This is a genomic window from Enterococcus sp. AZ128, assembly GCF_051714485.1.
Lineage (GTDB): Bacteria > Bacillota > Bacilli > Lactobacillales > Enterococcaceae > Enterococcus_A.
In genome coordinates, this window is sequence record NZ_JBIORZ010000003.1 from 205,004 (window position 1) to 229,386 (window position 24,383).

The window sequence follows — 24,383 nt, forward strand, 5'->3', positions numbered from 1 at the left end:
CACCCATGCAATACTAAAGAAATGCTTAAAGACTAAGATTTTTCTGTTTCATAAAGCGATCTAAGAGTTGATTCGTCAGCTCCTCGATCTTATCTAGATCATTGTCTTCTGTTAAATTCAAAATAGGTGTAACTTCTAAATCGCGTAACCGAATTGGCTGAACTTGATTGCCTTCTTGACGAAGCGTTACCTCCGGATGCGGATTTTTGTCACCGCAAGGCCCAGCTACTAAATACGCGAATTGATAGCCGCCATCGATTTCACGCAACCGATAATAGCCATCTGCCAAATCTTCTGTTCCATCAAAATTTGCTTTCACTAATGCCCATTTTTGTTGATCCATCTTATTCCTCCCTCTTAATAATGATTTTTCCAGCTGACGGATGTCCTTCCAATTTTTCATGTCCCATAATTACACTTGATAAAGTAAATGGCAGCACTTCAGCAATCGTCAAATGAATGTCGTTTGCTAATTCGGTCAGTGCCGTCAATGCTTCGAAATCAGAATAGTCTTTAGACGGACCAAAAGATATATATTTTCCAGCTTTCTTCTGATCACTTGGCAAATTATTTAAAGCCACAAAATTTCCACCGGCTTTCATGATTTGCATTCCTGATTCCCCAGCGCGACCTCCTTTGGTCGCATCAATCACTGTGTCCGCTTGATCGGCAAAAATCTTTCCCGCATCTTCTTCATCGTAAGCAGCGAACTGATCCGCGCCCAATTGCCGAACCAGCGTTTCGTTGCGTTTCGAAGCCGATGCTAGGACCGTTTTCCCTTGATTCTTTAAAAATTGAACTAACAGTGAGCCGACCGCTCCTGAAGCTCCCTGAACCATAACCGTCTCTCCGATTGTGCCACCTAATAAATGCATCACTAAATTGTAGGTTGTTAACCAGGGCGTGACGGCACCAGCCGCAACCTCCCAAGACATAGAAACAGGTTTTTTTATGACTTTTTTCCCAGGTACGACAACTTCTTCCCCGTAAGTTCCGCCAACTGCGTGAACGATCACGTCATCGCCAACTTCTATATGCGTAATTTCACTGCCTACTTCCGTCACGATTCCGGCACCATCATTACCTAACACATAAGGAAATTTTAGTGTACGAAAATCACGCATCGCACCTTGGCGCAAGGCAACATCATAAGGATTGATCGCAAAGGCTTTAAGTTCGACTCGAACGTGTGTGTCATCTAGCGAACGAGCTTCTGACTCGATTTCAATTAGTACATCTTCTGCTTTTCCATAATCCTTCATCGCAAAACGTTTCATTTTCTAACATCCTCTCTTATAAAAATCATTGGCTGAAATCGAATTCCAGAAACCGTTGCCTCTTCGCCATCTAATCGGAAACCCATTTTTTGATATGCTGATACAGCATAAGGCGACGAATTGACGGTTACTTGCTCCGGTAATAATTCTGAAATCATCGTTTGATACATCTTCTTCGCGATCCCTTGACGATGATACGCTTCATCAACAAAAAGCAGTGCAACATGAGCAGGCAAGCGGACAGCTAATACACCTGCAATTGTATCCTCACATTTACCGCACCAAATTTGCATCTGGCCAGATGCAAATTCTTGCTCAAGCTCTTCCTCCAGATACGTCAAAAAATGCGCCGTGCCTGCCTCAGAATAATCAGGTGCCTCAAAAATCATAAATACTTTTTTGATTAATTCTTTTGCTTCACTTAACTCTGATATATCTAGTCGTGAAATTCCAATCACCATAGCTTCGCTCCTCTATAGACCTTTTATTTTATTGTAGCGATTATTTTATACTTGTACCAATTAAATGGTCGAAATCACGACTAATTATTTCTAAAAATGGTTTTTCAAGAATGAGCAGAACATTCTACTTAAACTGCTAAAAGTAAAAATCGTCAAAAAAAGATGCGCCATTTCTGGCACATCTCCATGACAATTATTAATCTAATTCAACTTTTCCGGTATAAAGTTGATAGTACATGCCGTGTTCAGCTAATAGGCTCTCATGGTCGCCGCGTTCAATAATTCGTCCATGATCCATAACCATGATAACATCCGAATTTTGAATCGTCGATAACCGGTGGGCGATCACAAATACCGTACGTCCTTCCATCAAACGATCCATTCCTGATTGAACGATGCTTTCAGTTCGAGTATCGATACTGGAGGTCGCCTCGTCCATGATCATAACTGGAGGATCTGCGATTGCCGCACGAGCAATTGCCAGCAATTGGCGCTGACCTTGTGAAAGGCCTTCACCGTCACCTGTAATCACTGTGTCGTATTTATCCGGCAAATGCTGGATAAAAGTATCTGCATTTGATAATTTTGCGGCTTGATAGACTTCTTCATCCGTCGCACCCAAATTCCCATAACGAATATTTTCCTTAACTGTTCCCGTAAATAAATGCGTATCCTGTAAAACAATCCCTAAAGATGAACGAAGGGAATTTTTTTTGATCTTTTTAACATTGACTCCGTCGTAGCAGATTTTACCTTCCTGAATATCATAAAAACGATTGATCAAATTTGTGATCGTCGTTTTACCAGCTCCTGTTGCTCCAACAAAAGCAACTTTTTGGCCAGGTTCAGCATAAAGATTGATATCTCGCAGAACCAGATGATCATCATTGTACCCAAAATTGACATCTTCAAATCGAACATCGCCAGTCAAACGTACATAAGAAGTCGTACCATCTTCATGCGGATGCTTCCATGCCCAAATCCCAGTTCGTTCATTGGTTTCAATCATTTCACCATTAACTTCTTTAACGTTTACTAACGTCACATAGCCATCATCGACTTCCGATTCTTCATCTAATAATTGGAAGATCCGATCAGCTCCCGCCAAGGCCATGATGACGAAATTGATCTGTTGCGAAATTTGACTAATAGGACCATTTAACGAGCGGCTCAGTTGCAAGAAGGACGCAATCATTCCTACTGTCAACGCAGAAACACCATAAACAGCGAATAAACCACCGATAATCGCTACTAAAACATATTGGATATTCAAAAGATTCATCATGATCGGCATTAAGGTGTTCGCTGTAGCATTAGCCTTCGCAGCACTTTCTTGTAACTGATCATTGATTACATCGAATTCCTTCATTGCGGTCTCTTCATGGTTGAATACCTTCACTACTTTTTGCCCGTGCATCATTTCTTCCACGTAACCGTTAACTCTCCCAAGAGAACGTTGCTGTTCACCGAAGTATCGTCCGCTGCGGTTAGTGATAAAACGAAGCATCACCAGCATCAGAGAAACTGATACAATGACAAAACAAGTCAAAGGTACGCTTAATGAGAACATCGCGATGAAAACTGAGACAAAAGTCACCAGCGCCATCATTAAGTTCGGAATACTCTGTGAGATCATTTGGCGTAGCGTGTCTGTGTCATTGGTAAAATGACTCATAATATCGCCATCAGCATTTGAATCAAAATAACGTAATGGTAATGTTTCTAAATGATTAAACATCTGGTCGCGAATTTTCTTTTGCGTTCCCTCTGATACTTTTACCATTATCAAATTATAAGAAAGCGTTCCGATGATTCCGACAACATAGATCAAAGCCATCGTTACAATCGCTTTTAACAAACCAGTAAAATTCGGATTACTCTGTCCAATCAACGGCGTAATATAGTCGTCGATTACAACTTGTAAGAACAACGATCCTCGTACATTTGCAAATGCACTAATCAAAATCATGAAAAAGACGATCACTAATTGAACTTTGTATTCTTTCGCCATAATCTTTAACAATCGTTTAATTATTTTTATTGGACTGGATTTGGCTGCAGGTCTTTTATTCATCGTGTTCACCAAATCCTTTCTGTTGAGAATCAAAGACTTCTTGATAAATCACATTCGTTTCTAGTAATTCATCGTGTGTTCCGATTCCATTGATTTTCCCATCATCCAAAACGAGGATACGATCCGCATCTTGGATTGAACTGATGCGTTGAGAAATAATGAAAGTTGTCGTTCCTGGAATCTCTTTAACCAACCCTTCGCGAATTGCTCGGTCCGTCTTCGTGTCGACAGCACTAGTAGAGTCATCTAAAATCAAAATTTTAGGCTTCTTCAGCAATGCGCGAGCAATTGTTAATCGTTGTTTCTGTCCGCCGGAAACATTATTCCCGCCTTCGGAGATCATCGTGTCATATTTATTAGGAAACTCCTGAATGAATGAATCAGCCTGTGCAATCGTAGCAGCATGAATGACTTCTTCTTCCGTCGCAGCCTCATCACCCCAGCGTAAATTCTCCGTAATAGTTCCGCTAAATAGAACATTATTTTGCAGAACCATCCCAACTTGATCACGTAATGTTTCCAAGTCGTAGCTTCGTACATCATGACCGCCGACTTTGATTTCACCATGTGTGACATCGTAAAGCCTAGGGATCAACTGCACCAAACTAGATTTTGAACTCCCTGTTCCGCCAACGATCCCAATCACTTCCCCAGAAGCAATCTTTAAATCAATGTTTTCTAAGACTAATTTATTCATATCGTCTTTATAACTAAAACAAACATTTTGAAATTCCACTGATCCGTCTGGCACTTCCGTTAATGGATCATCTCCATTTTTCAAATCACTTTCTTCATTAAGTACTTCTGTGATCCGTTCCGCAGACGTACGAGCGATCATCAATTGAACAAAGGTCATTGACATCATCATCAAACTCATTAAAATTTGCATCGTGTAGTTGAACATACTGACCAACTCACCCGTCGTCAAATTCCCTTTATCTACGATCAATTCCGCACCTAGCCAAGAAAGAAACAGCATGCACGCGTAAACCGCGATTTGTAAAAGCGGCATATTGAAGGCAACGATGCGTTGGGCTTTAGTGAAATTATCGAAGACCATTTTTGATACCTGGCTGAATTTTTCTTCTTCGTGCTCTTCACGCACATAAGATTTCACTACACGAATCCCCTGCAGATTTTCATGAACAACGTTGTTCAAGCGGTCATAGGTCCGAAAAACCTTTTCGAATAGCGGATGGGCAAAACGAATAATCAGTCCCAAACCCACAATCATAATTGGCACAATCACTAAATAGATCATTGATAATTCTCTATTGATATGGAATGTCATCATCAAAGAAAAAATCAAAATCAGCGGTGAACGTACCAAAATCCGAATCACCATCTGATAAGCATTCTGCACATTCGTCACATCAGTTGTTAAACGAGTGATTAAACTCGAACTTGAAAAACGATCAATATTCGAAAAAGAAAAGCTTTGAATTCGTTCAAACAAATTATGCCGCAGATTTTTAGCGAATCCTGCTGAAGCGATCGCAGCTGTTCGTCCCCCTAAAGTTCCCATCGCTAGCGCAAATAATGCACACAGAAACAATAATCCGCCATACCGTAAAATCGTATTGCTATCACTTTTTTCGATTCCATGATCGATTAGCCCTGCCATAATCAAGGGCATGATCACATCCATCAATACTTCCCCCATTGTAAACAGCGGGGTCTGTAAGCTCTGCTTTTTATATTCACCGACATTTGCCAGTAATTTTTTTAACATGTACTCACGTCCTTCCATTCTTTCATTAATGATTGCTTACTATAGTATAGATAGTTTTACTCAAAAGTTCTAACAAATTCATTCCTTTTTCATAAAAAAGAATCGCCTTAGATTCAAGACGATCCTCCCTAAGCTGTCGTAAGCCGTTCAACAACACTCTCTTACCTTCTACAAGCCCTATATATATCAAAGCAATGCGCTTCGTTTTTTGCTCAAACTGTAAATCCCCACCAAATAATCTACTACGTTAATATACAGTCCTAGAAAAGAATGATGCACATATGCTGAAAAAAAGAAGACTTACAGGAAGTCTTCTAACGAAACTCTTTTACAAATGAACCGATGGAGGAGAGATCACTTTCCGTCAAAAAATCATCCACAATTTTTAAATTGCCATAAGAATAATTTTTGATGGGATAATTTGCAATAACCAGATCGTATTCTTTAAAACGCTCGTCATGCACAAAATCCAATACCGAACCCTGATGAGATTCAATTACCACACGGTAATAGAAACGACTGCGAATCAATTCCGCAAGCATTTCAGCATGGCTCTTTCCAGAATCACTTACTACCAAAATTTGAACCTTTGCCGAATGAACATCCAACGAATGAGCCAATCCTTCCCATTCTTTGAACAAGACAGTCAAAACTGAAAAATAGAATTGGCTGAACCAAGGGTCCCCAGTCGTTCGTTCCATACGTAATAACAATTGATGAACATATTTCGTAAAGTGAGGATATTGCAATTTGGCATTTCTTGAAAAATAGGCTGCTGAATCAAATAGAATAGAATGCGGATAAGGACATACTTGATAAGACGCTTGAATTTTTAATAATTTTTGCAAAATATTTTTCCGTTGTCCCTCAGATAAAGACAACTCATAACTGAGCTCCAGCTCTCCCAAAAAATTCTCCAAATGACGTGAAGTTATTTGACAGCTGGGATCAAAGCGTGTAATAAAGCAAGAACAGAACAAACTATTAGCGACTTCATAATACCATTGGTTTGTAACAGTATATTTCGTCCCTTGAACAGTTCGATCTGCGGCTGGACGCAGAGTCAGTATCTTATCGATCAACGGCTGATTTAACTCTAATTTTTCCCTTTCTGACAAAATGAACCCCTGCGAAGTTCGTACAATGATGATCGCTAGCAAATAACTGCTTTCAATCATTTCGCGATCATTATAATCAATCTCAAAAGAACGATTAGCATTTTTAATAAAATCGAGCATTCTTTCACGCTCTAAGTCAAACGGCCATTCATTCAGGCCATATTTTTCTAAAAACAATTGTACATAAAAGACTCGTACCCAACGCTCATTTTTTGCAGTAATCCGAAATGGTCTGCGTTCTAAAACTAGCCCTTTTTCCTTCAATACCTTATCGATCTGTTTGATCATTCGGTAAAAAGTCGCCTCACTGATATAAAGTTCATTGATCCAATACTCCATATCTTCATTTGGCTGAAAAAATATCCGTTCCAAAAAAGTGAATGCTTCCGATTCTTCCATCAGATTCCGAGCTAATTGCCGTGTTTTATTATGAAGCGCATCATTCAACCGCAATCCTTTTGTACGAGAATATTCTACTCCGACATGCTCGCTCCAATGATCATTGATTGCTTCGGCGTCAGATAAAATTGTTTTCATCGAACAGTCCAATAAATCTGCAATCATTTCTGGATTCTGCCATCCAATTAAGTCTCTTAAAACGCCAATGATGGCTAAACGTCGTTGTGTTGTATTTTTTAATAATCTCCGCACAAAAGTGTCCTCCTAAACCAATTGTCACAATTCTTCAAATTCAATAATCCTTTTTCTTTTTTTGGATTATAACATTCTTTGGTCATTATATCATAAAATAACTCTATAAAAGTGGAAAAATACTGGTATTTATTTAACTAAATTTCACAAATAACAATCTAATTTAACAATTACGTTATTTTTATTTTTTAACATTGATTCTTGCTTTATCATTTAATCAAAGTAGAAAAAGGGGTGTTTTCCTTGAAACTATCAAGAAGAAAGTCATTCATTTTTTCCGTTGTTATTGTATGCTTCCTATTATTTTTTGGACCGATCATTTTTTCATCTATTTCTGGCGCTCAGACACAAATTGAAAAAAATGCACAACAAGAAAATCAAGTGACGATTCACGGTGAAGACACTCTTACCATTACAACTACTGATTCTTTTCGTCCGGAACAATACTACAAAGCTGTTGATGATGAATACCAGCCAGTCAAAATGAACTATACGGATGTCAACGCTAATGATCCAGGACGATACGCCTTGACCTTAACAGCAAAAAACGATGAGGATCATGCCAAACGAACGGTCCTTATTATCGTAAAAGAAAGAAAAATCCGAAAAAAAGAGACGACCGAAAGCAAACCACCTACCTCTTCCACCTCAAAAGAGACCGCAAAGGAACCAGCCAAAAGTTCAGCACCACAGTCTCAAACAGAACCCAGTTCTTCCACAGCAGCTCCACAAATTGCAGAGAGTACACCAGAAAGCAGCACACCTCCATTAGATCAAGAGCAATCTACACAAGGTACGCCGCAAGCCGCGGCCCCAGAAGCAGCACAACCAGTTGTTGAGACACCTGCTCCGCAACCTGCAACTCAACCAAATCAACTTTCTTTTCACGGCCAATCTCTGCCTTATATAAATGCCGGACAAGGCAGTGGGCAAGGAGTCATTAATGGCGGTTCTATCGCCGCAACTTGGGGCGGAAATCCTACACAATCTGGAACAGATAATCAAAATACTCATTTTATTGGACACAATCCCGGAATTTTTTCACCAGTATTATCTCTCAGCGCAGGTGATGCCATCACAGTTACCGATGGTGTCGGCAATCCAACTACCTACATAGTCAATGGATTAATCAACGTTGATGACAGCGGTAGAGATATCAATTCTGGTCTAGACAACTGGGATCAAATCACTTCTGCCGGCGGAGGCGAGCGAATCACCCTGCAAACGTGCCTCGGAGACTCAGTAAATCTAATCGTTTTTGCGCAAGCATAAGAAGAACAGGCTGATAGGAAAAATATCAGCCTGTTCTTTTTATTTTTCTTTCTATAGAGTAACGAACAATATGAGCAATGAGCATCGTCAGGAAAACAATCGCAGTCACAACCTTTATTCCTGTTGGTATATATCCTGGCGGTCCGCCAATCCCTCTAAGGTTACCTATCACAATCAAGCATGACCCGCCTAAGTTATAGGTAATCAAAAGCAGCTTATTAATCTTTCGGATCCTTTCTTCCATCATCCTCTCCCCCATTTGCACTAGGTATTCCATACTGATTTCTAAAATTTTGTGAATCAGCTAAATAATCTAAAAAACTGGGTTTGGCTTGTCCTAACAGAACATCAATACTTTTTCGATAAAGTTTGCTAAGGGCGATCAACTGATCATAATCGGGGGCACTCTTATTCAACTCCCACTTAGAGACTGTTTGCGGAGTGACATGTAATAGTTCAGCAATTTGTTTTTGACTCATTCTTTTCCTTTGACGAAAATATCTAAGCTGTTCACCGATCTCAACCATTGTCCTCCTCCCTTTCATTTCTCTCTTCTTACATATATTATACAATGGAAAACTTCGAGTTTACTACAAATCATTGATAGATGATTCGTTGAAGAGACGAAAAAAGAACGCAACAGATCGTTGCGTTCTTGATAACTAGCTAATTCTAAAAAATATTCATTTCATTTCGTGTACGATTCAGCTAAACAGCTGTTTAATAATAATACCATTTCTCTCTTTCAACCAAAAACTGCAAAAAAAGCAGAACCGTCACCTGACAAATCAACAAAGCTGATTTTTATGTAAGATTTGATGTGGCAGCCGCCATTGTCTCGATGCCGACACTAATCCGTAAAGCGGCGTCAACTTCTGCCATCAAACAACGATCTAAATGACAAACTTTTTCTTTCAAACGACATTTGTCGATCGTGCGAATCTGCTCTAACAGAATGACCGAATCTCGTTCAATTCCGGTCCCATTTGATTTGATCCCGATATGTGTTGGTAATTTAGGTTTCGCCATTTTTGCCGTAATCGCAGCAATGATAATTGTTGGACTAAAGTGATTACCCAAATTATTCTGAATCACCAACACCGGACGAATCCCACCCTGCTCAGAACCAATGACTGGCGATAAATCCGCAAAATAGATATCACCACGTTTAACCATAATATTCTCCTTACTCCTTTTAATGTAATCATTTTTTTAAAGAAAAAAATGATTCGATGTTCGTGCCGTATATCATTCCTCTACACACTTTTTGCCTTGTGAGATTTGTTTCGTGATCCTAGCGCTCAGCGGTATTTACTGCGAAAAGAGGAACTGACATCCTTACTCCTTTTAATGTAATCATTTTTTTAAAGAAAAAAATGATTCGATGTTCGTGCCGTATATCATTCCTCTACACACTTTTTGCCTTGTGAGATTTGTTTCGTGATCCTAGCGCTCAGCGGTATTTACTGCGAAAAGAGGAACTGACATCCTTACTCCTTTTAATGTAATCATTTTTTTAAAGAAAAAATGATTCGATGTTCATGCCGTATATCATTCCTCTACACGTAAAATAGCTAACTCCTCTTAGAGTAATTATTTTTCTAAACCCATGAAAAATAATGTTTATTTGTCGCTACGCATACCATTTCTCTAATCGCAATAAATCGTGAAGAGAAACTGACAAAGAGGAGTGGACATCCTCTCAAAGTTTAGAAATACTTTTTGCAATTACTCTTGATAAATTCTCGGTACACGTTCCGAAAGCATACAACACACCTCATAATGGATCGTACCTAGATGATCTGCTACATCTTGCATCGTGATTTCTTGCCCATTGTTCCTACCGATCAACGTGACTTTTGTTCCTACCTTAAACTTTCGCGGTAGACGGATCATTAATTGGTCCATGCATACCCGACCAATAATTTCACAGAACTCACCATCCACTAGCAATGAGAATCCTTGCATCTTCCGCAACCAACCATCCGCATAACCAATCGGAATCGTTCCAATCCATTCTTTTTCCGGTGTGTCATAGGTTTTTCCGTATCCTACACCTTCGCCCGAAGCCAATTCTTTGACTTGGATCAACTCAGACACTAATTCCATCACCGGTTTTAACGGGTAGGTCTCAGGCAATTCGTGACCTGAAGGATTCAGGCCATACATTCCTACACCGTAACGAATCATATTTCCCGGCATTTCTTTATCATGCCATAGCGCTGTCGCACTATTGCTTGAATGAACGTAACGCGGCAGATGATCCAACGCATCAATTACTTCATTAAAACGGTCGGCTTGTTTGTGCCAATAAGATGTATCTTTTTCATCTGCTGTCGCAAAGTGAGTAAACAATCCCTCCCAAATCATATTGGGTGACGCTTCAATTATTTCCGCTGCCTCCTTTACTTCTTTTGATGTTAGAAAACCGATACGTCCCATCCCAGTATCTGCTTTGATATGAATTTTGATCGGCGCCGTCGTTTCTTCTAAGTCTTTCAATACTTCTTGAGCTTCAATCAACCATTCTTTAGTTGCAACAGTGAACGACAGATCGTAATCGACAACCAATGATAAATAGCTTGGAAATACAACACTCAACACTAAGATCGGTTCAGTGATTCCCGCTTCTCGTAATTCGATCGCTTCATCTAATGTCGCTACACAAAATCCAGTCGCTCCTACTGATAGGGCCATTTGTGCGGTAGCAATTGCTCCATGGCCATAGCCGTCTGCCTTAACTACAGCAAATAATTCAAATCCTTCTGGCAAACGATCAATTTCATTTTTAATATTCTCTCTCAATGATTTCCTATGTATGATGGCTCTTGTAGGTCGATGATAAGTTACAACCATAAACTAAGTGTCCTTCTTTCTATTCCTCTAGCAATACTTGTGCAATTGCTAGTTCCTCTGTGTGGGTCAAGCTGACAAAAACCTTCCCCTGATGAGGTGATTTTGTAAAGGCGGGTGCACCATGATCATCACGTAAAATTTCTAAATCCTGAAAACTGACTTTTCCAATGCCGGTTCCCCAAGCTTTGGAAAAAGCTTCTTTACATGCATACCGTCCTGCTAGAAATTCTACCTGACGATGAGGAGAATGGCTAGCGAAAAGGGTCTGTTCCGCTGGAGTTAATATTCGTTCGATAAAATGCGGACGGCGTTCAATGATTTTTGCGACCCGCTCCAATTCAGTCGCATCGATCCCGATTCCTTTAATCATACTCTCAACCCTTTCAAGTAACATCTTTATTTTACCAAAGACTTCTTTAAATGCTACGATTTTTTTTTAATAATTCATTCAAAGTCCTTTATATCAAGAAAAAAGCCATCAATCAAAAAGATCGATGGCTTTGACAGTTATGCGTGAACTAGTCGTTTGTATTCGTACGGATCACAAATCCGCGTTTTTTGTCGTTATTGCGATTTGTATTTTTGTTGTTGCTGCGTGATTTGTTACCGCCGTAATTTTTGTTTTTGTTACGGTCACGGTCGCCGCCGCGATCTTTACGGTAATTGTCTTTACCACGGCCGCCGCCACGGTTATTACCGCCGCCGCGCTTGCCGCCACCGCCGCGATTGAAACCGCCTTTTTTATTTGAAGGCAATGGGCGTTCTGGCGTGATTTTTACTGGCACAGAATCTGCAGGATCTTTAGCCGTTGTTTTCAATAACAATGCGACTAACTCTTCTGGAGAATAAGCTGCCAATAATTCCTGCGCAGACTCATTATATTTTTCTAAACTATCGGAAGTTTCTTCCATTTGGCTTTGGATTTGTTCCATTGCCGCACCTAATTGACCCTTGAAGGCTTCTTTTTCGGTTGGCGGACGCATCGGATTCATGCGTTTTTTCGTCAAGTTTTCAATGACATGCAAGTAACCCATTTCGTTTGGTGTAACGAAAGTCACTGACATACCACCTTTACCAGCACGGCCAGTACGACCAATACGGTGAACATAGCTTTCTGGATCTTGTGGAATATCGTAATTGTACACATGTGTCACACCTGAAATATCTAACCCACGAGCAGCTACATCTGTTGCTACAAGGATGTCAAGATCCCCACGTTTAAACGAACGCAATACGCTCATTCGTTTTTGTTGTGATAAATCGCCGTGGATTCCTTCTGCTTTATAACCGCGAGCTTCTAATCCACGTGCTAATTCGTCAACACGACGCTTCGTACGACCAAAAACGATCGCTAAATCAGGGGTTTGAACGTCAAACAAACGAGTCATGACATCGAATTTTTCATAATCTTTTGCTCGAACATAATATTGATCAATCAAATCAGCCGTCATTTCTTTAGCCTTGATTTTCACATGTTCAGGAGCTTTCATAAACTTAACGCCGATTTTCTTGATTGCATCAGGCATCGTTGCTGAAAACAACAATGTTTGGCGTTGTTCAGGGACTTTACTGATGATTTTTTCGATATCTTCTAAGAAGCCCATGTTTAACATTTCATCAGCTTCATCTAAGACAAGTGTTTCAACGGTCTCTAATTTCAAGGTGTGGCGATTGATATGATCCAGCATCCGACCAGGCGTTCCTACTACGATCTGTGGGCGATCTTTCAATCCACGAATCTGACGACCGATATCTGCGCCGCCGTATACAGCTTGGACGCGAATTTTTTTATCACGGCCTAAGCGATATAATTCTTCCTGTGTTTGGATCGCTAATTCACGTGTTGGTGCGATAACTAGTCCTTGTAAAACATTTTTCGTTGCGTCAATCTTGTTTAACATCGGCAATCCGAAAGCGGCTGTTTTACCAGTACCTGTCTGTGCTTGCCCAATAACATCTTTTCCATCTAATGCTAATGGAATTGTTTGTGCTTGGATCGGTGTTGCTTCTTCAAAACCTGCGCGTTCAACCGCAATCAATAGTTCTGGTGATAATTTTAGTTCTTTGAATTTCAAATGATATCCTCCTAATGTCTGTTGACCTTATCATTTAGAGCGTATGGTTTGGTATCCACGTTCAGTCTGCAACTGTCCCTTTAGTTGCCGTCCTTGGCGATACTACCGAAAAACCGCTCCGCGAAGTCAGGCGGAAGGATCATCTCTCACAAAAAGTGGCTGAGACATTGTTCAACTGAAAAATGCCCCAACCGCTTCTCAAAAATAATTGGTAAGCCAACGAAACAATCGCTAGCGAATCTTTAATTTATTGGATGACTCATTCAATCATTACTTCATTTCTCGGCAATGGCTCATTTTAGCACATCATTTCGTTTTCTGCAAGTTTTCACTATTTCTGCAATGCCTCAACGACCTCTATTAAGACTAGCCCATTACTGCCTTTCAATACGATGCTGTCCGTCGGTTGTAAACTGTCTTTGACTGCTTGTAGCATTTGAGCTTTATCCGCTTTGGCATAATAATGAACCGACAATGCTGGATAACGATCCGCTAAGGCTAGCTTCAGACCTTTTATTTCATCGCCATATAAATAAATTTCTTGAAAGTCTTGATCATTGATATGCTCTACCATATTAACATGAAGAGCATATGAATCTGCGCCTAACTCCAGCATATCTGCTAGAACTGCTAACCGACGTCCTTCCGTCGGTAATTTTGCAAAGGTATCTAAGACTAAGCCCATCGCTGTGGGATTAGCATTATAAACATCGCTCAAAATATCCGCCCCATTGCTGGCTTTCAACCATTCTGTGCGATTCTGAGTAACTTGAACATAGGCCAAACCTTGAAAAATATCATCGGTACTTACATCGAACCAGCGACCGATCGCCATCGCAATCAATGCATTTTGCACATTATAACTGCCAGGTAATGGAATTTGATACCCATTATCATCAACTGAAAAAACGGTCGCTCCTTTATTCTCATTCAAAATTGTAGCAGACAAATCACCTTTTTGGATGCCGACTGTTTCCACTGTTTGCGAGAGCGAATGGGTACGATCTTCTAATAGCGGTTCATCAGCAGGAATAACCAACAGACCATCCGACGCCAATCCTGTGGTTATTTCCATCTTAGCATCCGCGATTTTTTCACGTGAACCCAGGTTTTCAATGTGGGCCTCACCAATAATCGTGATTGCCGCAACATCAGGTTCTGCTAATTCTGATAAGACACTGATTTCACCAGCATGATCCATCCCCATCTCCAAAATCAACTTTTCCGTTCCTTCTGGCATGTGTAAAATCGTGTAAGGTAAGCCGATATCGTTGTTGTAATTGCCTTGTGTTTTATACGTCCGAAACTTTTGGCTAAGGACCGATTCAGTCATATCTTTAGTCGTGGTTTTTCCATTTGAGCCTGTAATCGCAATTACATCTGGATTTTCTTCTAATAAATAGTAGCTTGCTAACGCTTGAAAGGCTGACAGCGTATCCTTAACTAAGATTACTGCGATACCTTCAGGTGCAGTCGCTGGATCATTGCTCCAAAACGTTGCAGTCGCTCCGTTTTCAATTGCCTTTGATACAAACTCGTGGCCATCATTTGTTCCCTGTAACGGAACAAACAGATCGCCGGCTTCAATTTTTCGTGAATCGAATTCGACACCAGTAACGGTCACCTCATTTTCCGTCAGTACTTCCCCTTGAACGGCCTTGCTGATGATTGTCGTTGTAAAATTCATGGTGTTCCTCCCAAATTTTTGTTTCTGACTACAGTAAACTTCCTACCATCATATATTAATAGTTTGATAAGCCCGACGTTAAAAGGAACTTGAAACATCATTCATACCGAATCATGTCTCAAGTTCTGCTTGCTGCTTAAACAGATAGTTAATTATTCAAAGGCAGCCTGCAATTCGTAACGCTTCGTACCTAACTGAATCAATTCTTCAATCAAATCGCCATATTTCAATCCCATATTTTCCCACAATAATGGATACATACTAAATTTGGTGAATCCAGGCATCGTATTCAATTCATTCAGGAACAATTCATTTTTATTGGTCAAGAAGAAATCGCAACGACTAAGTCCTGATCCGCCTAGCATTGTGTACGCTAATTTGGCATAATCTCGTGCTTTTTGCATCACTTCTTCTGGTACTTCTGCTGGAATCGCCATTTGGATCGTGTTGTCGATGTACTTCGCATTATAGTCATAAAACGCTACTTCTTTCACAACTTCACCTGGTAAAGTCGTTCGTACATCATCATTTCCTAAAACGGCAACTTCAATTTCACGCGCGTCAATCCCTTGCTCGACTAAGGCACGAGAATCGTAACGATACGCTTCTTGAAGAGCATTTTGTAGTTCTTCACGATTTTCCGCTCTTGTAATCCCTACACTCGAGCCCATATTAGCTGGTTTGACAAACATTGGATACAATAACGTCCCTTCACATTTGTCAAAGATTTGTTTTGGATTTTCTTTCCATTGATTTTTCAAAACTGGCACATAAGGAACCTGTGGAATACCGGCTGCTTGCAGAATATATTTAGTCATAATCTTGTCCATTGCACAAGCGCTGGTCATCACACCGGCACCGATATAAGGCATGTCCAAAGTTTCTAAGAATCCTTGAATCGTTCCATCTTCACCATTAGGTCCATGCAAAACTGGAAAAACAATCGCGTTGTCTTCTTTGATATCGCCGGGAGCAATCACCTTGCCGTTGAACCCTTCAACCTCATGTCCAGTTGGATCCCAAGTTAATCGCAACGCTTCATCTGTTTCTGGTGCTTCCGTTAACAATGGGCCTTTGACCCATTGGCCGGTTTTATCGATATAAATAAGTTGTACTTGATAATAGTCAAAATAAACCGCAGAAATAACTGAAAAGGCCGACAAAATTGCTACATCGTGTTCTGGACTTTTCCCACCATAAAGTAAAATAATTTTCAACTGAATATCCTCCATTACTTTCTGATCCCTAACATTTTAGCACAAAAATCAAAATCCCCAAAAAGAAATTTTACAAGTATTACAAAGCCTATCATTTAGATTACAATAAAGACTGTTGAATCAAGCTTTCCAGCACACCCTTAAAATGTGATCGATCTTCATTAGTAAATGGTTTGGGCCCTTTCGTGCGTTGTTTTGCTTGGCGCATCTTGCTGCCAATAAATCGCTGTGTCAACAAGGCATCGATGTTCATCTGAGTATATTCCAAACCAGTTTGATGTAAAACATGAGCTGCTTTCGCCAATGTCAAAGAGGCCAGTCCGTAATCTTGAGTAATCAAAATATCATCTGAGTGAATGACGGACACAATCTTGAATTCCGCCGAATCGGCACCGCGATCAACATAGATAAATTCTACAAAATCTGGATACTCCTTTTTTGAATAATGATCAATACTAGTTACGATCACTACCGGAAGCGCATATTTTTCAGCAACTGTGATAGTTGTATCCTTTACCGGCGATCCATCGCCGTCAATGATCAAACGCATGTTTTCCACTCCTTCCAGCCAGCCAAAGCCCAATTAATAAAATCAAGATCGAGATAAATTTAACTATGTCCATTGTGGCAAGGATTTCTGGTGTGTGCAAGCTGCGCAACAAAAAAATATCTTTGATCGGCAGATTTTTTATTTGTAACGTTACGAGCATTAGAAACATCAAAATGAATTGATGGGTAATGCTTCCTTTATTCGATGTCGAATATTTTGCAGTCAGACGTTGTTGTGTGTCGATACTTTCCGTTTGATAGTACAGCCGATTCAGCCAAGCACTTGTTCCCTTTTGAAAAAATGTCAGAACAAAAATTGCCAATGGGAATAGGAACCGCACACTTAACAGCAACAATCCTACTGATAGGCCCGCAATTTGGACAAGCAACTCATTTTTGAAATATTTACGAACCTTTCCGGCTAAAACCAATGAACTGATCACTCCCAAAAGATAAGGTAGAAACAGATACATTCCTTGGGAAGCCGCTCCTTTATATACCGCAACGTAAAAAGCGCCAAAAAGAAAAATGAAATTCCCCAGCATTCCATTAAGAAAAGTCAACGCATTTTGCCAAAATGGAAGCTTCCAGCGATTTTTAACTTGGTTGACTACAAGGATAGCGACCATAAAAATACCAGCAAATAAAAGAATCGCTTGATTCAGTAACGATTCGCTAAACAACAATCGACCACTCCGTAATAGAAAAAGGGCAATAAAAAATAGAATGAACCAAATCAGTTCTGAAATAGAGAAAACATGCTTCGTCAACTCTTTAAAATCCATCTCATAATGCGGATAATGCTTTACTGTATGGTAAGCAAATACATAATAAAGTGTAACAATACTTGGTACAATCACCGCTTGTACAGGAAAAACGAGCGTCGTCCCAAAGAATAAGGGTAATAAGACAATCAACGCAACTAGATAATGCCGACTGCTCATTGGTTGAAAGCCCTTGGTTTTTTCAAAAAAATTCACACTTGTATTCGCCGGCGGCAACCAAGCAGCACTCAGCCCTAAAAGGGCACTGCCAAATAAATAGAATGTAAAATGTAAAGCCCCGATCAAAGTTAAAAAGGCGCCGATGCCACCTAGTAAAAGCGAAACCATCAGCAAAGTGTATTGATCAATGGAACGATAAAGCCCGCGAATCAAAAAAATTCCTGTGACTCGAAATGTGTAGAATAAAACAAAGGGTAAAACGGTGACCGACAATCGCACATCAAACAAATGCATAAATAATAAATAAGGAATGACGATCATCGTATTCGCTAAAACAAAGGGTGTCGTCTGTGTAAACTGTCGTAAAAAATTTTTAATTGTTTCCATCAAAAAATATCCTTCCATTAGTAAGGAATCAAAGTCATCGCTTTTCGAAATTCCTCGACTAAATGTTTCTCTTTATATGCGGTAAATTCCGCCTGATGCTTATTCAATAAGCTCCGCATTTTCATTGGAATAAAAATCTCTGCCAATTGATTATCCAGTACAAAATCCCGCGTAATCCCCCATTCATAATAATACCCCAACGGACGACAGCTATAGATCGTGTCTTGGATCATTTGATCTTCGAAGCGACGATGGGTATGTCCAAAAACAACATGCTGAACATTTGGATAATGATCCAATAATTCACCTAACGCCTGCGAGCCTAAAAAAGCATTCAGTTTGTTCCAGATTTGATATTTGCCACTTAAATGAACGATAAACTCTTCCTTTGGCACAAAATGCGTGACTAAAATAACTTGATATTTTTTTCGCGCTAAATCATCCAGTACACTACGTAATTGTCGCAAAATTGCTTGATCCACTGTTTGATCGTCCGAAAAACGTTCAATAATCCGATCAAACCAATAAATATTTTTAATAGAACGAATCTGCTGCGAATCGTTCAATTCAGAAAATCCATAATCATACCACCCATTAAAACCCAGCAATACCGTTCGTTGATTAAGCGGCAGATAACGCAAATTTAAAAAATGGCTGTCAGGGTAATGTTCAATCATCTGTTCCCCTTTGATATTGCCCATCTCATGATTTCCCAGATTGAAGGTCGTTGGTATCCCACGCTGGCGAAAAAATTGATTGACTGCCAGTGTCTCGTCGATCTTATTGGCAGTATCTCCAGCAAAATGCAGACGCGTCGCCTCTTGTTCGCGTAACAGCGTAAAAAGTTTTGTCAATTCGGCTTCCCCGAAGTGATTAATATCTGCATGTAGATCCGTAATCACAGCTAATTTACCCATATCACTGCCTCCTTCCCGTCTACTTTACACAAATCACTGCAATAATGCGAGTCAAATGCTGAATCCAGCCGCAGGATTTTTGAGGTCTGTGCTATACTTATTTTAAAGAAAGAATTTAAGGAGGAGATTATAATGGCTACTTACCAGAACCTTCAAACCGATTTATTGCAAGCGCTTGATTTACACGTGGATATCTTAAAAGAAGTCAATGATATCAAAGCAGAAGAAATTCCTGCGTTTTTATTTATGATGCGCAGTCTCGGATTCATGCTGGATCGTGCTGCTCTAGTTTTAGCCAGTGGCGATGACGAAGAAATGTACTACATGATGTTCCAATATTATAGCTTATTGAAAGAATTGAAATTGAATTTAGCGATGAATTATCCCTATGCTACACTTCAAGAAGAACCTCTAATTGATACCGTAGCCCAATTTCCTGACACTTACGAAAAAGAAATGAAGCTTTGGTGGGAAGAGAAAACTGGCTTAGTTGTTGAATCAACGAAGCAAACTCTGGAATTGGAAGAAAAGTAATGCGAATCGCTGTATACTGCGGCGCACATTTAGGCTCTGAGCCAGCCTATCAGGAAGCCGCAAAAAAAGTAGGATTTTGGATCGTTGAGAATAATCATGAACTCGTCTATGGCGGCAGCAAACTGGGGTTAATGGGTGCGGTAGCTGATAGCGTTTTAGAATTGGGTGGTACAGTAACAGGGATCATGCCAAAGTTTTTACAAGATCGCGAACGCCTCCATACTGGCTTAACTCATATGATTACTGTCAATGATTTGGATGAACGTAAAAAAACTATGATGCAACAGGCGGACGTTTGTTTGGCTTTACCAGGCGGGATCGGTACATTAGAAGAAATCAGCGAAGCTTACTCATGGGCGCGCGTTGGACAAAATAATAAGCCTTGTATTTTCTTTGATGTAAAAAATTATTATCGTCCATTACGAGAGTTTTTTGATCAGATGGTAGAAAAAGAGTTTTTATCCAACATCGATCGTCAGTTAGTTTTGTTTTCTAACTCACTTTCCGAAATCGATACCTTCATTCAACGTTATTACACAAAATAATCCACGCGGGCTAAGCCGCGTGGATTATTTTTTAGATAGCCATTTCAGGATATAAGAAGCGCAGCACATCTACAGTTAAGCGACGGCTCTTGCCGATGTATGGGTAGATATGCATATGCATCATCGGATTGAAGTTAGCCTCGATAATCCCATAATCTTCTTGTGTCTCATAGGGTTTATCTTTATCTGGGATAATCAAATCAATTCCGCTAATACTTGCACCTAATACTTCCACCGCATCAATCGCTAATTGCTTGTAGCTTTCATGGATCTCATCCGTAACATCAATCGAGTCTCCACCAGTCGACACATTGGAGTTTTCGCGTAAGAAGACTTGCTGATCTTTTTCAGGAACACTATCGATCCGTAGACCTTGTTCCTTCAACATCAATTGTTCTAAGTCACCTAACTGGATTTTTTCCAACGGCGACCGATGATTTGTTCCACGTAAAGGATTCGTATTCTTTTCGGCTACCAGTTCTTCAATCGTATGCTCACCATCACCAATAACATTTGCAGGAATTCGCAATAAGACCGCCTTCACCTGATGATCAATTACGAAAAAGCGATATTCCGTCCCTGGAAGAAACTCTTCGATGATGATTTCTTCATCTTCAGCAAACGCAATCGCCAAACCGGCATTAAAATCAGTTATCGCTGTCTCCCCTTTAAAGATTGTGATACCTAAACCATAATTCGTTGATTTTGGTTTGATCACAAAAGCTTTTTGAGCGAAACGAGGATAAGATTTTTTCGCCGCTTCGATTGAACCAAACGTTTCACCGTCCGGCACACGAAATCCTGCGCGAGCTAGGACTATTTTAGTGACCGTTTTATTCGCCATCAGTAATGGCGCAATATACGTATCTTTGCTGGTCATATTCCCATTCTTTACTAATTCTTGATGATCATTATGCTGCAACTTCACGAACTGATCTTGACGATCCAATACTTCAGTCTCAATCCCTTTTTGAATTGCATCAAATAAGAGGTTTTGTGTTGATAATTCCATTTCTTGGAATCCAGCCAGTTGATATGGGTGTAGCCAAGCCTGATCATAAAACTTGCGGCCTAGTTCCGTCGCCACTGCAGCCTGACCTTCCGTTTCATCTAACGCAAGGATTCTCGCCGCCAAAGTTTCTTCTGGATGTTCCAGCCAAACTTGATACTTTTTAATCAAATCCGTATTCTCTAACTCTAGTTCATCAGCCATTTGCAGCATTTCAGCAAAAATCGTTTGCCCCTCCGCTAAATGACCTGTTGGTTTCGTGGGATGCTCTAACGAAACCTCATCACTAATACGATTGCCTTCTGCAACCCATTCATCAGCTGATAATTTTTCGTCCGTCCATAACAAATAAAGCATAAATAAATGAATAAACTCAATTTCATCTGCGTCTATCCCCACACGGTCAAAAGGGTTCAAGTCAATATTACGCAACTCTACATATCGAATCCCTGTATGAAAAAGATCCGCCACCTTTTTTCCGCCTCGCATACGAATCGGTGCATAAAATTCTTTTTCTTCTGACAAGCGCCCTTGCGCAACATTTTCCGCCAAATCATCACTGTAACGAGTTAACGTTTCATATGATACTTGCACGTCAGGCTTGTTCACATACCCATATTGGCTAGTTCGAATACTCCGGACTGGCTCTTTCGGGCGGTCTTCATCATCAAAGTAACGATCCTCACTTAATGGACTTGCACCAAATAAATAAGTTAGAAGCCAGCGATAACGTAAAAAGTTACGGGCAATTTTCATATATAAACGGGTTTTAAAATTCTCCATAGAAAATTCTTCCGTTTGTGCTAAAAACAATTGATTAACTAAGTCTAAACCATATTCGAAATTGAAATGAATCCCGCTCACCATTTGTTTTCGTTTGCCGTATTCCCGCGCCAAATAGCGACGATATAGAACATCCGCATGACGTTCCAGTTTCGCTATCTGAATATCTTCCTCTTTTTCAGGAAGCACCGGCGGCATGGAGAATGGCCACATCATCTCATCTTTTGACATACTACGTTGTGCCACATCGTGAATTGCTTCTAAATAGGCCAACACCTCATCAACTGATTCAGTGACTGGTGTAATCAATTCTAGTTGTGTTTCAGAAAAATCTGTTTGAATATAAGGATGAAAGCCCCGGTTTCCTACAGAGGCTGGATGATCTGTTTGTACTAAATCACCATTCAATGTGACCCGTTGACTTTCTTTTTCAATACCATAACGCGCTTGCAACAAAAAAGGTCTTACCTTTTCTTGTGCCATCATTTTTTTTGTATTCATTTGTCCATAGCCCTCCCAAGCTACATTATATAGAAGAACACCCAGAAACAGAACGGAAATGCTTAAAAAAAGGATAGTATTAAAGATGAAAATATGATTAAATAATAATAACAATATAATTAATCGACAAGTAATCGCAGCTTGCACGTTTTTAACAAAAGAATGGAGGCCTCGCATATGCACAAAGAAAAACAATCAACGATAAATGATACGTCTCATCTATGTCAGAAAACTGAGCCAAAAAATTTTGAGATGTTGCGCCCACATCGCCAGCATCAATTCCATTGCGACGAGGTCCATAGAATAATGGATGCCAACGCGCGTCAAAATAATATCAGTTTACACGTTCCACCACATTTTCAAGACATGCAAAAGAACTGCTGAGATTTTCTCAACAGTTCTTTTTTTACTCTTCTTTCAATAAACCTTTAAACAGTCCTACTGCGAAATCATTCGAATCAAACGCTTCGAGATCATTAAGTCCTTCACCTAAACCAACAAGTTTCACCGGCAAATGTAATTCATTGCGGATCGCCAGAACGATCCCACCTTTTGCGGTACCATCAAGTTTAGTCAAGACCAGTCCCGAAACATCCGTTGTTTCTTTAAATTGACGTGCTTGGACTAAAGCATTTTGTCCCGTCGTCGCATCAACAACCAATAATACCTCATGTGGTGCTGATGGAAATTCTCGTTGGATTACTCGCTTGATTTTTTCCAACTCATTCATCAAATTAACTTTATTTTGCAAACGTCCCGCCGTATCAATCAACAAGATGTCATAGTTTTCCTTTTTGGCCTTGTCCACCGCATCGAAAACTACTGCAGCAGGATCGCCGCCAGCATTTCCCCGTACAACTTCCACGCCAGAACGTTCACCCCATACTACGAGTTGATCAATCGCACCAGCACGAAAAGTATCAGCGGCTGCCAGCAGAACTTTTTTCCCTTCATTTTTGTACTGATTTGCCAATTTACCAATACTAGTCGTCTTACCAGTTCCGTTAACGCCGACAAATAGTATCACACTCAATCCGTCATCTTGCAGATTGATCTTATTATTTTCATTGACACCTTCCGCTTCATAAATATCAACTAACTTTTCAATAATGACATTTTGAACCTGAGCGGGCTTCTTCACGTTTTTCAATTTAACTTCTTGTCTTAGTGAATCTGTCAATTTAATGGCCGTATCGAAACCGACATCGGCACCAATCAAGGTTTCTTCTAACTCCTCAAAAAAGTCTTCATCCACTCGGCGGAAACGAGCAAACAATTCGTTCATTCGATCGCCAAACGATTTACGCGTCTTTTCAAGACCCTTATCGTATTTTTCTTGAACCGTCTCATTCGTTTCCACAGCATCTTCTGGATCAATGATTTCTGACACTGTTTCACTTTCTACTGGTGTTTCCACAGTTTCACTTTCTGTCGCTTTTTCTTCAACGTTCACCTGATCAACTGGTGTTTCTTCACTAGTTCCCGCCAGATCGTCAAAAGTTTCAACCGTTTCTGTTGCTTCAAGTCTGTCTGGTTCTGACATTGATACTTCTTGCGAAGGTGTATCTAACGACTCCGCAGTTTCCTCAAGTACTTCTTCAATCGCTTCGTCACTATTCTCAGTCATTTCAGCAGCAGCATCTTCTGTAATTGGTGTTTCCGTTACATCTTTTGTTTCTGCACCATCTCCGGTATCAGAGATCTCTTTATCTTCAACGACTTCCTCTTGTTTTTCAGGCTCTTCATTTTGTTCACCAGTGAAGGCTTTTTTTATGCGGTCAAATAATCCCATTT

General features: G+C 40.1%; 22 protein-coding genes. 3 read left to right on the plus strand and 19 right to left on the minus strand.

Going from position 1 to position 24,383, the window contains the following annotated elements:
* Window positions 1-25: 25 nt before the first annotated feature.
* From IGI38_RS19735 to IGI38_RS19760, 6 genes are all read right to left on the minus strand, one after another.
* Window positions 26-343: a hypothetical protein gene (locus IGI38_RS19735; protein ID WP_438733588.1), complete on the minus strand. Its 318-nt coding sequence runs from the start codon at window positions 341-343 to the stop codon at window positions 26-28.
* Window position 344: 1 nt separating this feature from the next.
* Entirely contained in the window at window positions 345-1,277 is a 933-nt protein-coding gene (locus IGI38_RS19740; protein ID WP_438733590.1) for an NADP-dependent oxidoreductase, read from the minus strand.
* Window positions 1,274-1,738, minus strand: a complete 465-nt coding sequence (locus IGI38_RS19745; protein WP_438733591.1) for a GNAT family N-acetyltransferase — start codon at window positions 1,736-1,738, stop codon at window positions 1,274-1,276. The genes IGI38_RS19740 and IGI38_RS19745 overlap by 4 nt, the downstream gene beginning before the upstream one ends.
* A gap of 196 nt (window positions 1,739-1,934) precedes the next feature.
* Entirely contained in the window at window positions 1,935-3,812 is a 1,878-nt protein-coding gene (locus IGI38_RS19750) for an ABC transporter ATP-binding protein (RefSeq protein WP_438733593.1), read from the minus strand.
* Window positions 3,805-5,544, minus strand: coding sequence for an ABC transporter ATP-binding protein (locus IGI38_RS19755; RefSeq protein ID WP_438733594.1), 1,740 nt, complete (start codon window positions 5,542-5,544; stop codon window positions 3,805-3,807). Before IGI38_RS19755 ends, IGI38_RS19750 begins: the two co-directional genes overlap by 8 nt.
* 314 nt (window positions 5,545-5,858) lie before the next feature.
* Window positions 5,859-7,313, minus strand: a complete 1,455-nt coding sequence (locus tag IGI38_RS19760) for a helix-turn-helix domain-containing protein (RefSeq protein WP_438733595.1) — start codon at window positions 7,311-7,313, stop codon at window positions 5,859-5,861.
* Between the two features lie 234 nt (window positions 7,314-7,547).
* Here IGI38_RS19760 and IGI38_RS19765 point away from each other — a divergent pair, with 234 nt between their 5' ends.
* Window positions 7,548-8,585 (plus strand): sortase domain-containing protein, encoded by a 1,038-nt coding sequence (locus tag IGI38_RS19765; RefSeq protein WP_438733898.1) that lies wholly within the window; start codon window positions 7,548-7,550, stop codon window positions 8,583-8,585.
* Window positions 8,586-8,610: 25 nt separating this feature from the next.
* On the opposite strand, the gene IGI38_RS19770 is transcribed toward IGI38_RS19765, so the two are convergent.
* The 11 genes from IGI38_RS19770 to IGI38_RS19820 all read right to left on the minus strand — a co-directional run bounded on the left by IGI38_RS19770 (window position 8,611) and on the right by IGI38_RS19820 (window position 19,217).
* On the minus strand, window positions 8,611-8,829 hold the full coding sequence (locus IGI38_RS19770; protein ID WP_438733596.1) for a hypothetical protein: 219 nt from the start codon (window positions 8,827-8,829) through the stop codon (window positions 8,611-8,613).
* Window positions 8,804-9,112: a helix-turn-helix domain-containing protein gene (locus IGI38_RS19775; protein WP_438733597.1), complete on the minus strand. Its 309-nt coding sequence runs from the start codon at window positions 9,110-9,112 to the stop codon at window positions 8,804-8,806. The genes IGI38_RS19770 and IGI38_RS19775 overlap by 26 nt, the downstream gene beginning before the upstream one ends.
* Window positions 9,113-9,389: 277 nt before the next feature.
* The gene (locus tag IGI38_RS19780) at window positions 9,390-9,761 is read right to left on the minus strand and encodes a type II toxin-antitoxin system PemK/MazF family toxin (protein ID WP_438733599.1); all 372 of its coding nucleotides are present in this window, start codon (window positions 9,759-9,761) and stop codon (window positions 9,390-9,392) included.
* A 552-nt stretch (window positions 9,762-10,313) separates the two neighbouring features.
* Complete coding sequence (alr, locus tag IGI38_RS19785) at window positions 10,314-11,441, minus strand: alanine racemase (protein ID WP_438733601.1); 1,128 nt, start codon at window positions 11,439-11,441, stop codon at window positions 10,314-10,316.
* Between the two features lie 19 nt (window positions 11,442-11,460).
* Complete coding sequence (gene acpS, locus IGI38_RS19790; protein WP_438733602.1) at window positions 11,461-11,811, minus strand: holo-ACP synthase; 351 nt, start codon at window positions 11,809-11,811, stop codon at window positions 11,461-11,463.
* 148 nt (window positions 11,812-11,959) lie between these two features.
* Window positions 11,960-13,516: a degradosome RNA helicase CshA gene (gene cshA / locus IGI38_RS19795; RefSeq protein ID WP_438733603.1), complete on the minus strand. Its 1,557-nt coding sequence runs from the start codon at window positions 13,514-13,516 to the stop codon at window positions 11,960-11,962.
* Between the two features lie 331 nt (window positions 13,517-13,847).
* The gene (locus IGI38_RS19800) at window positions 13,848-15,203 is read right to left on the minus strand and encodes a UDP-N-acetylmuramoyl-tripeptide--D-alanyl-D-alanine ligase (protein ID WP_438733605.1); all 1,356 of its coding nucleotides are present in this window, start codon (window positions 15,201-15,203) and stop codon (window positions 13,848-13,850) included.
* 152 nt (window positions 15,204-15,355) lie between these two features.
* Window positions 15,356-16,420 (minus strand): D-alanine--D-alanine ligase, encoded by a 1,065-nt coding sequence (locus IGI38_RS19805; RefSeq protein ID WP_438733607.1) that lies wholly within the window; start codon window positions 16,418-16,420, stop codon window positions 15,356-15,358.
* A 100-nt stretch (window positions 16,421-16,520) separates the two neighbouring features.
* Window positions 16,521-16,970, minus strand: a complete 450-nt coding sequence (locus tag IGI38_RS19810; RefSeq protein ID WP_438733608.1) for a YaiI/YqxD family protein — start codon at window positions 16,968-16,970, stop codon at window positions 16,521-16,523.
* The gene (locus tag IGI38_RS19815) at window positions 16,954-18,300 is read right to left on the minus strand and encodes a hypothetical protein (RefSeq protein ID WP_438733609.1); all 1,347 of its coding nucleotides are present in this window, start codon (window positions 18,298-18,300) and stop codon (window positions 16,954-16,956) included. Before IGI38_RS19815 ends, IGI38_RS19810 begins: the two co-directional genes overlap by 17 nt.
* Before the next feature lie 17 nt (window positions 18,301-18,317).
* Window positions 18,318-19,217 (minus strand): metallophosphoesterase, encoded by a 900-nt coding sequence (locus tag IGI38_RS19820; RefSeq protein WP_438733611.1) that lies wholly within the window; start codon window positions 19,215-19,217, stop codon window positions 18,318-18,320.
* Between the two features lie 132 nt (window positions 19,218-19,349).
* On the opposite strand from IGI38_RS19820, the gene IGI38_RS19825 reads away from it, so the two are divergent.
* Both IGI38_RS19825 and IGI38_RS19830 read left to right on the plus strand, forming a co-directional pair.
* Window positions 19,350-19,751 (plus strand): hypothetical protein, encoded by a 402-nt coding sequence (locus tag IGI38_RS19825; RefSeq protein ID WP_438733612.1) that lies wholly within the window; start codon window positions 19,350-19,352, stop codon window positions 19,749-19,751.
* On the plus strand, window positions 19,751-20,296 hold the full coding sequence (locus tag IGI38_RS19830) for a TIGR00730 family Rossman fold protein (protein ID WP_438733613.1): 546 nt from the start codon (window positions 19,751-19,753) through the stop codon (window positions 20,294-20,296). The genes IGI38_RS19825 and IGI38_RS19830 overlap by 1 nt, the downstream gene beginning before the upstream one ends.
* 31 nt (window positions 20,297-20,327) lie before the next feature.
* On the opposite strand, the gene gshAB is transcribed toward IGI38_RS19830, so the two are convergent.
* Together gshAB and ftsY are read right to left on the minus strand one after the other, a co-directional pair.
* Window positions 20,328-22,589 (minus strand): bifunctional glutamate--cysteine ligase GshA/glutathione synthetase GshB, encoded by a 2,262-nt coding sequence (gene gshAB / locus IGI38_RS19835; RefSeq protein WP_438733614.1) that lies wholly within the window; start codon window positions 22,587-22,589, stop codon window positions 20,328-20,330.
* Between the two features lie 406 nt (window positions 22,590-22,995).
* Entirely contained in the window at window positions 22,996-24,381 is a 1,386-nt protein-coding gene (gene ftsY / locus IGI38_RS19840; protein WP_438733616.1) for a signal recognition particle-docking protein FtsY, read from the minus strand.
* Window positions 24,382-24,383: the final 2 nt, after the last annotated feature.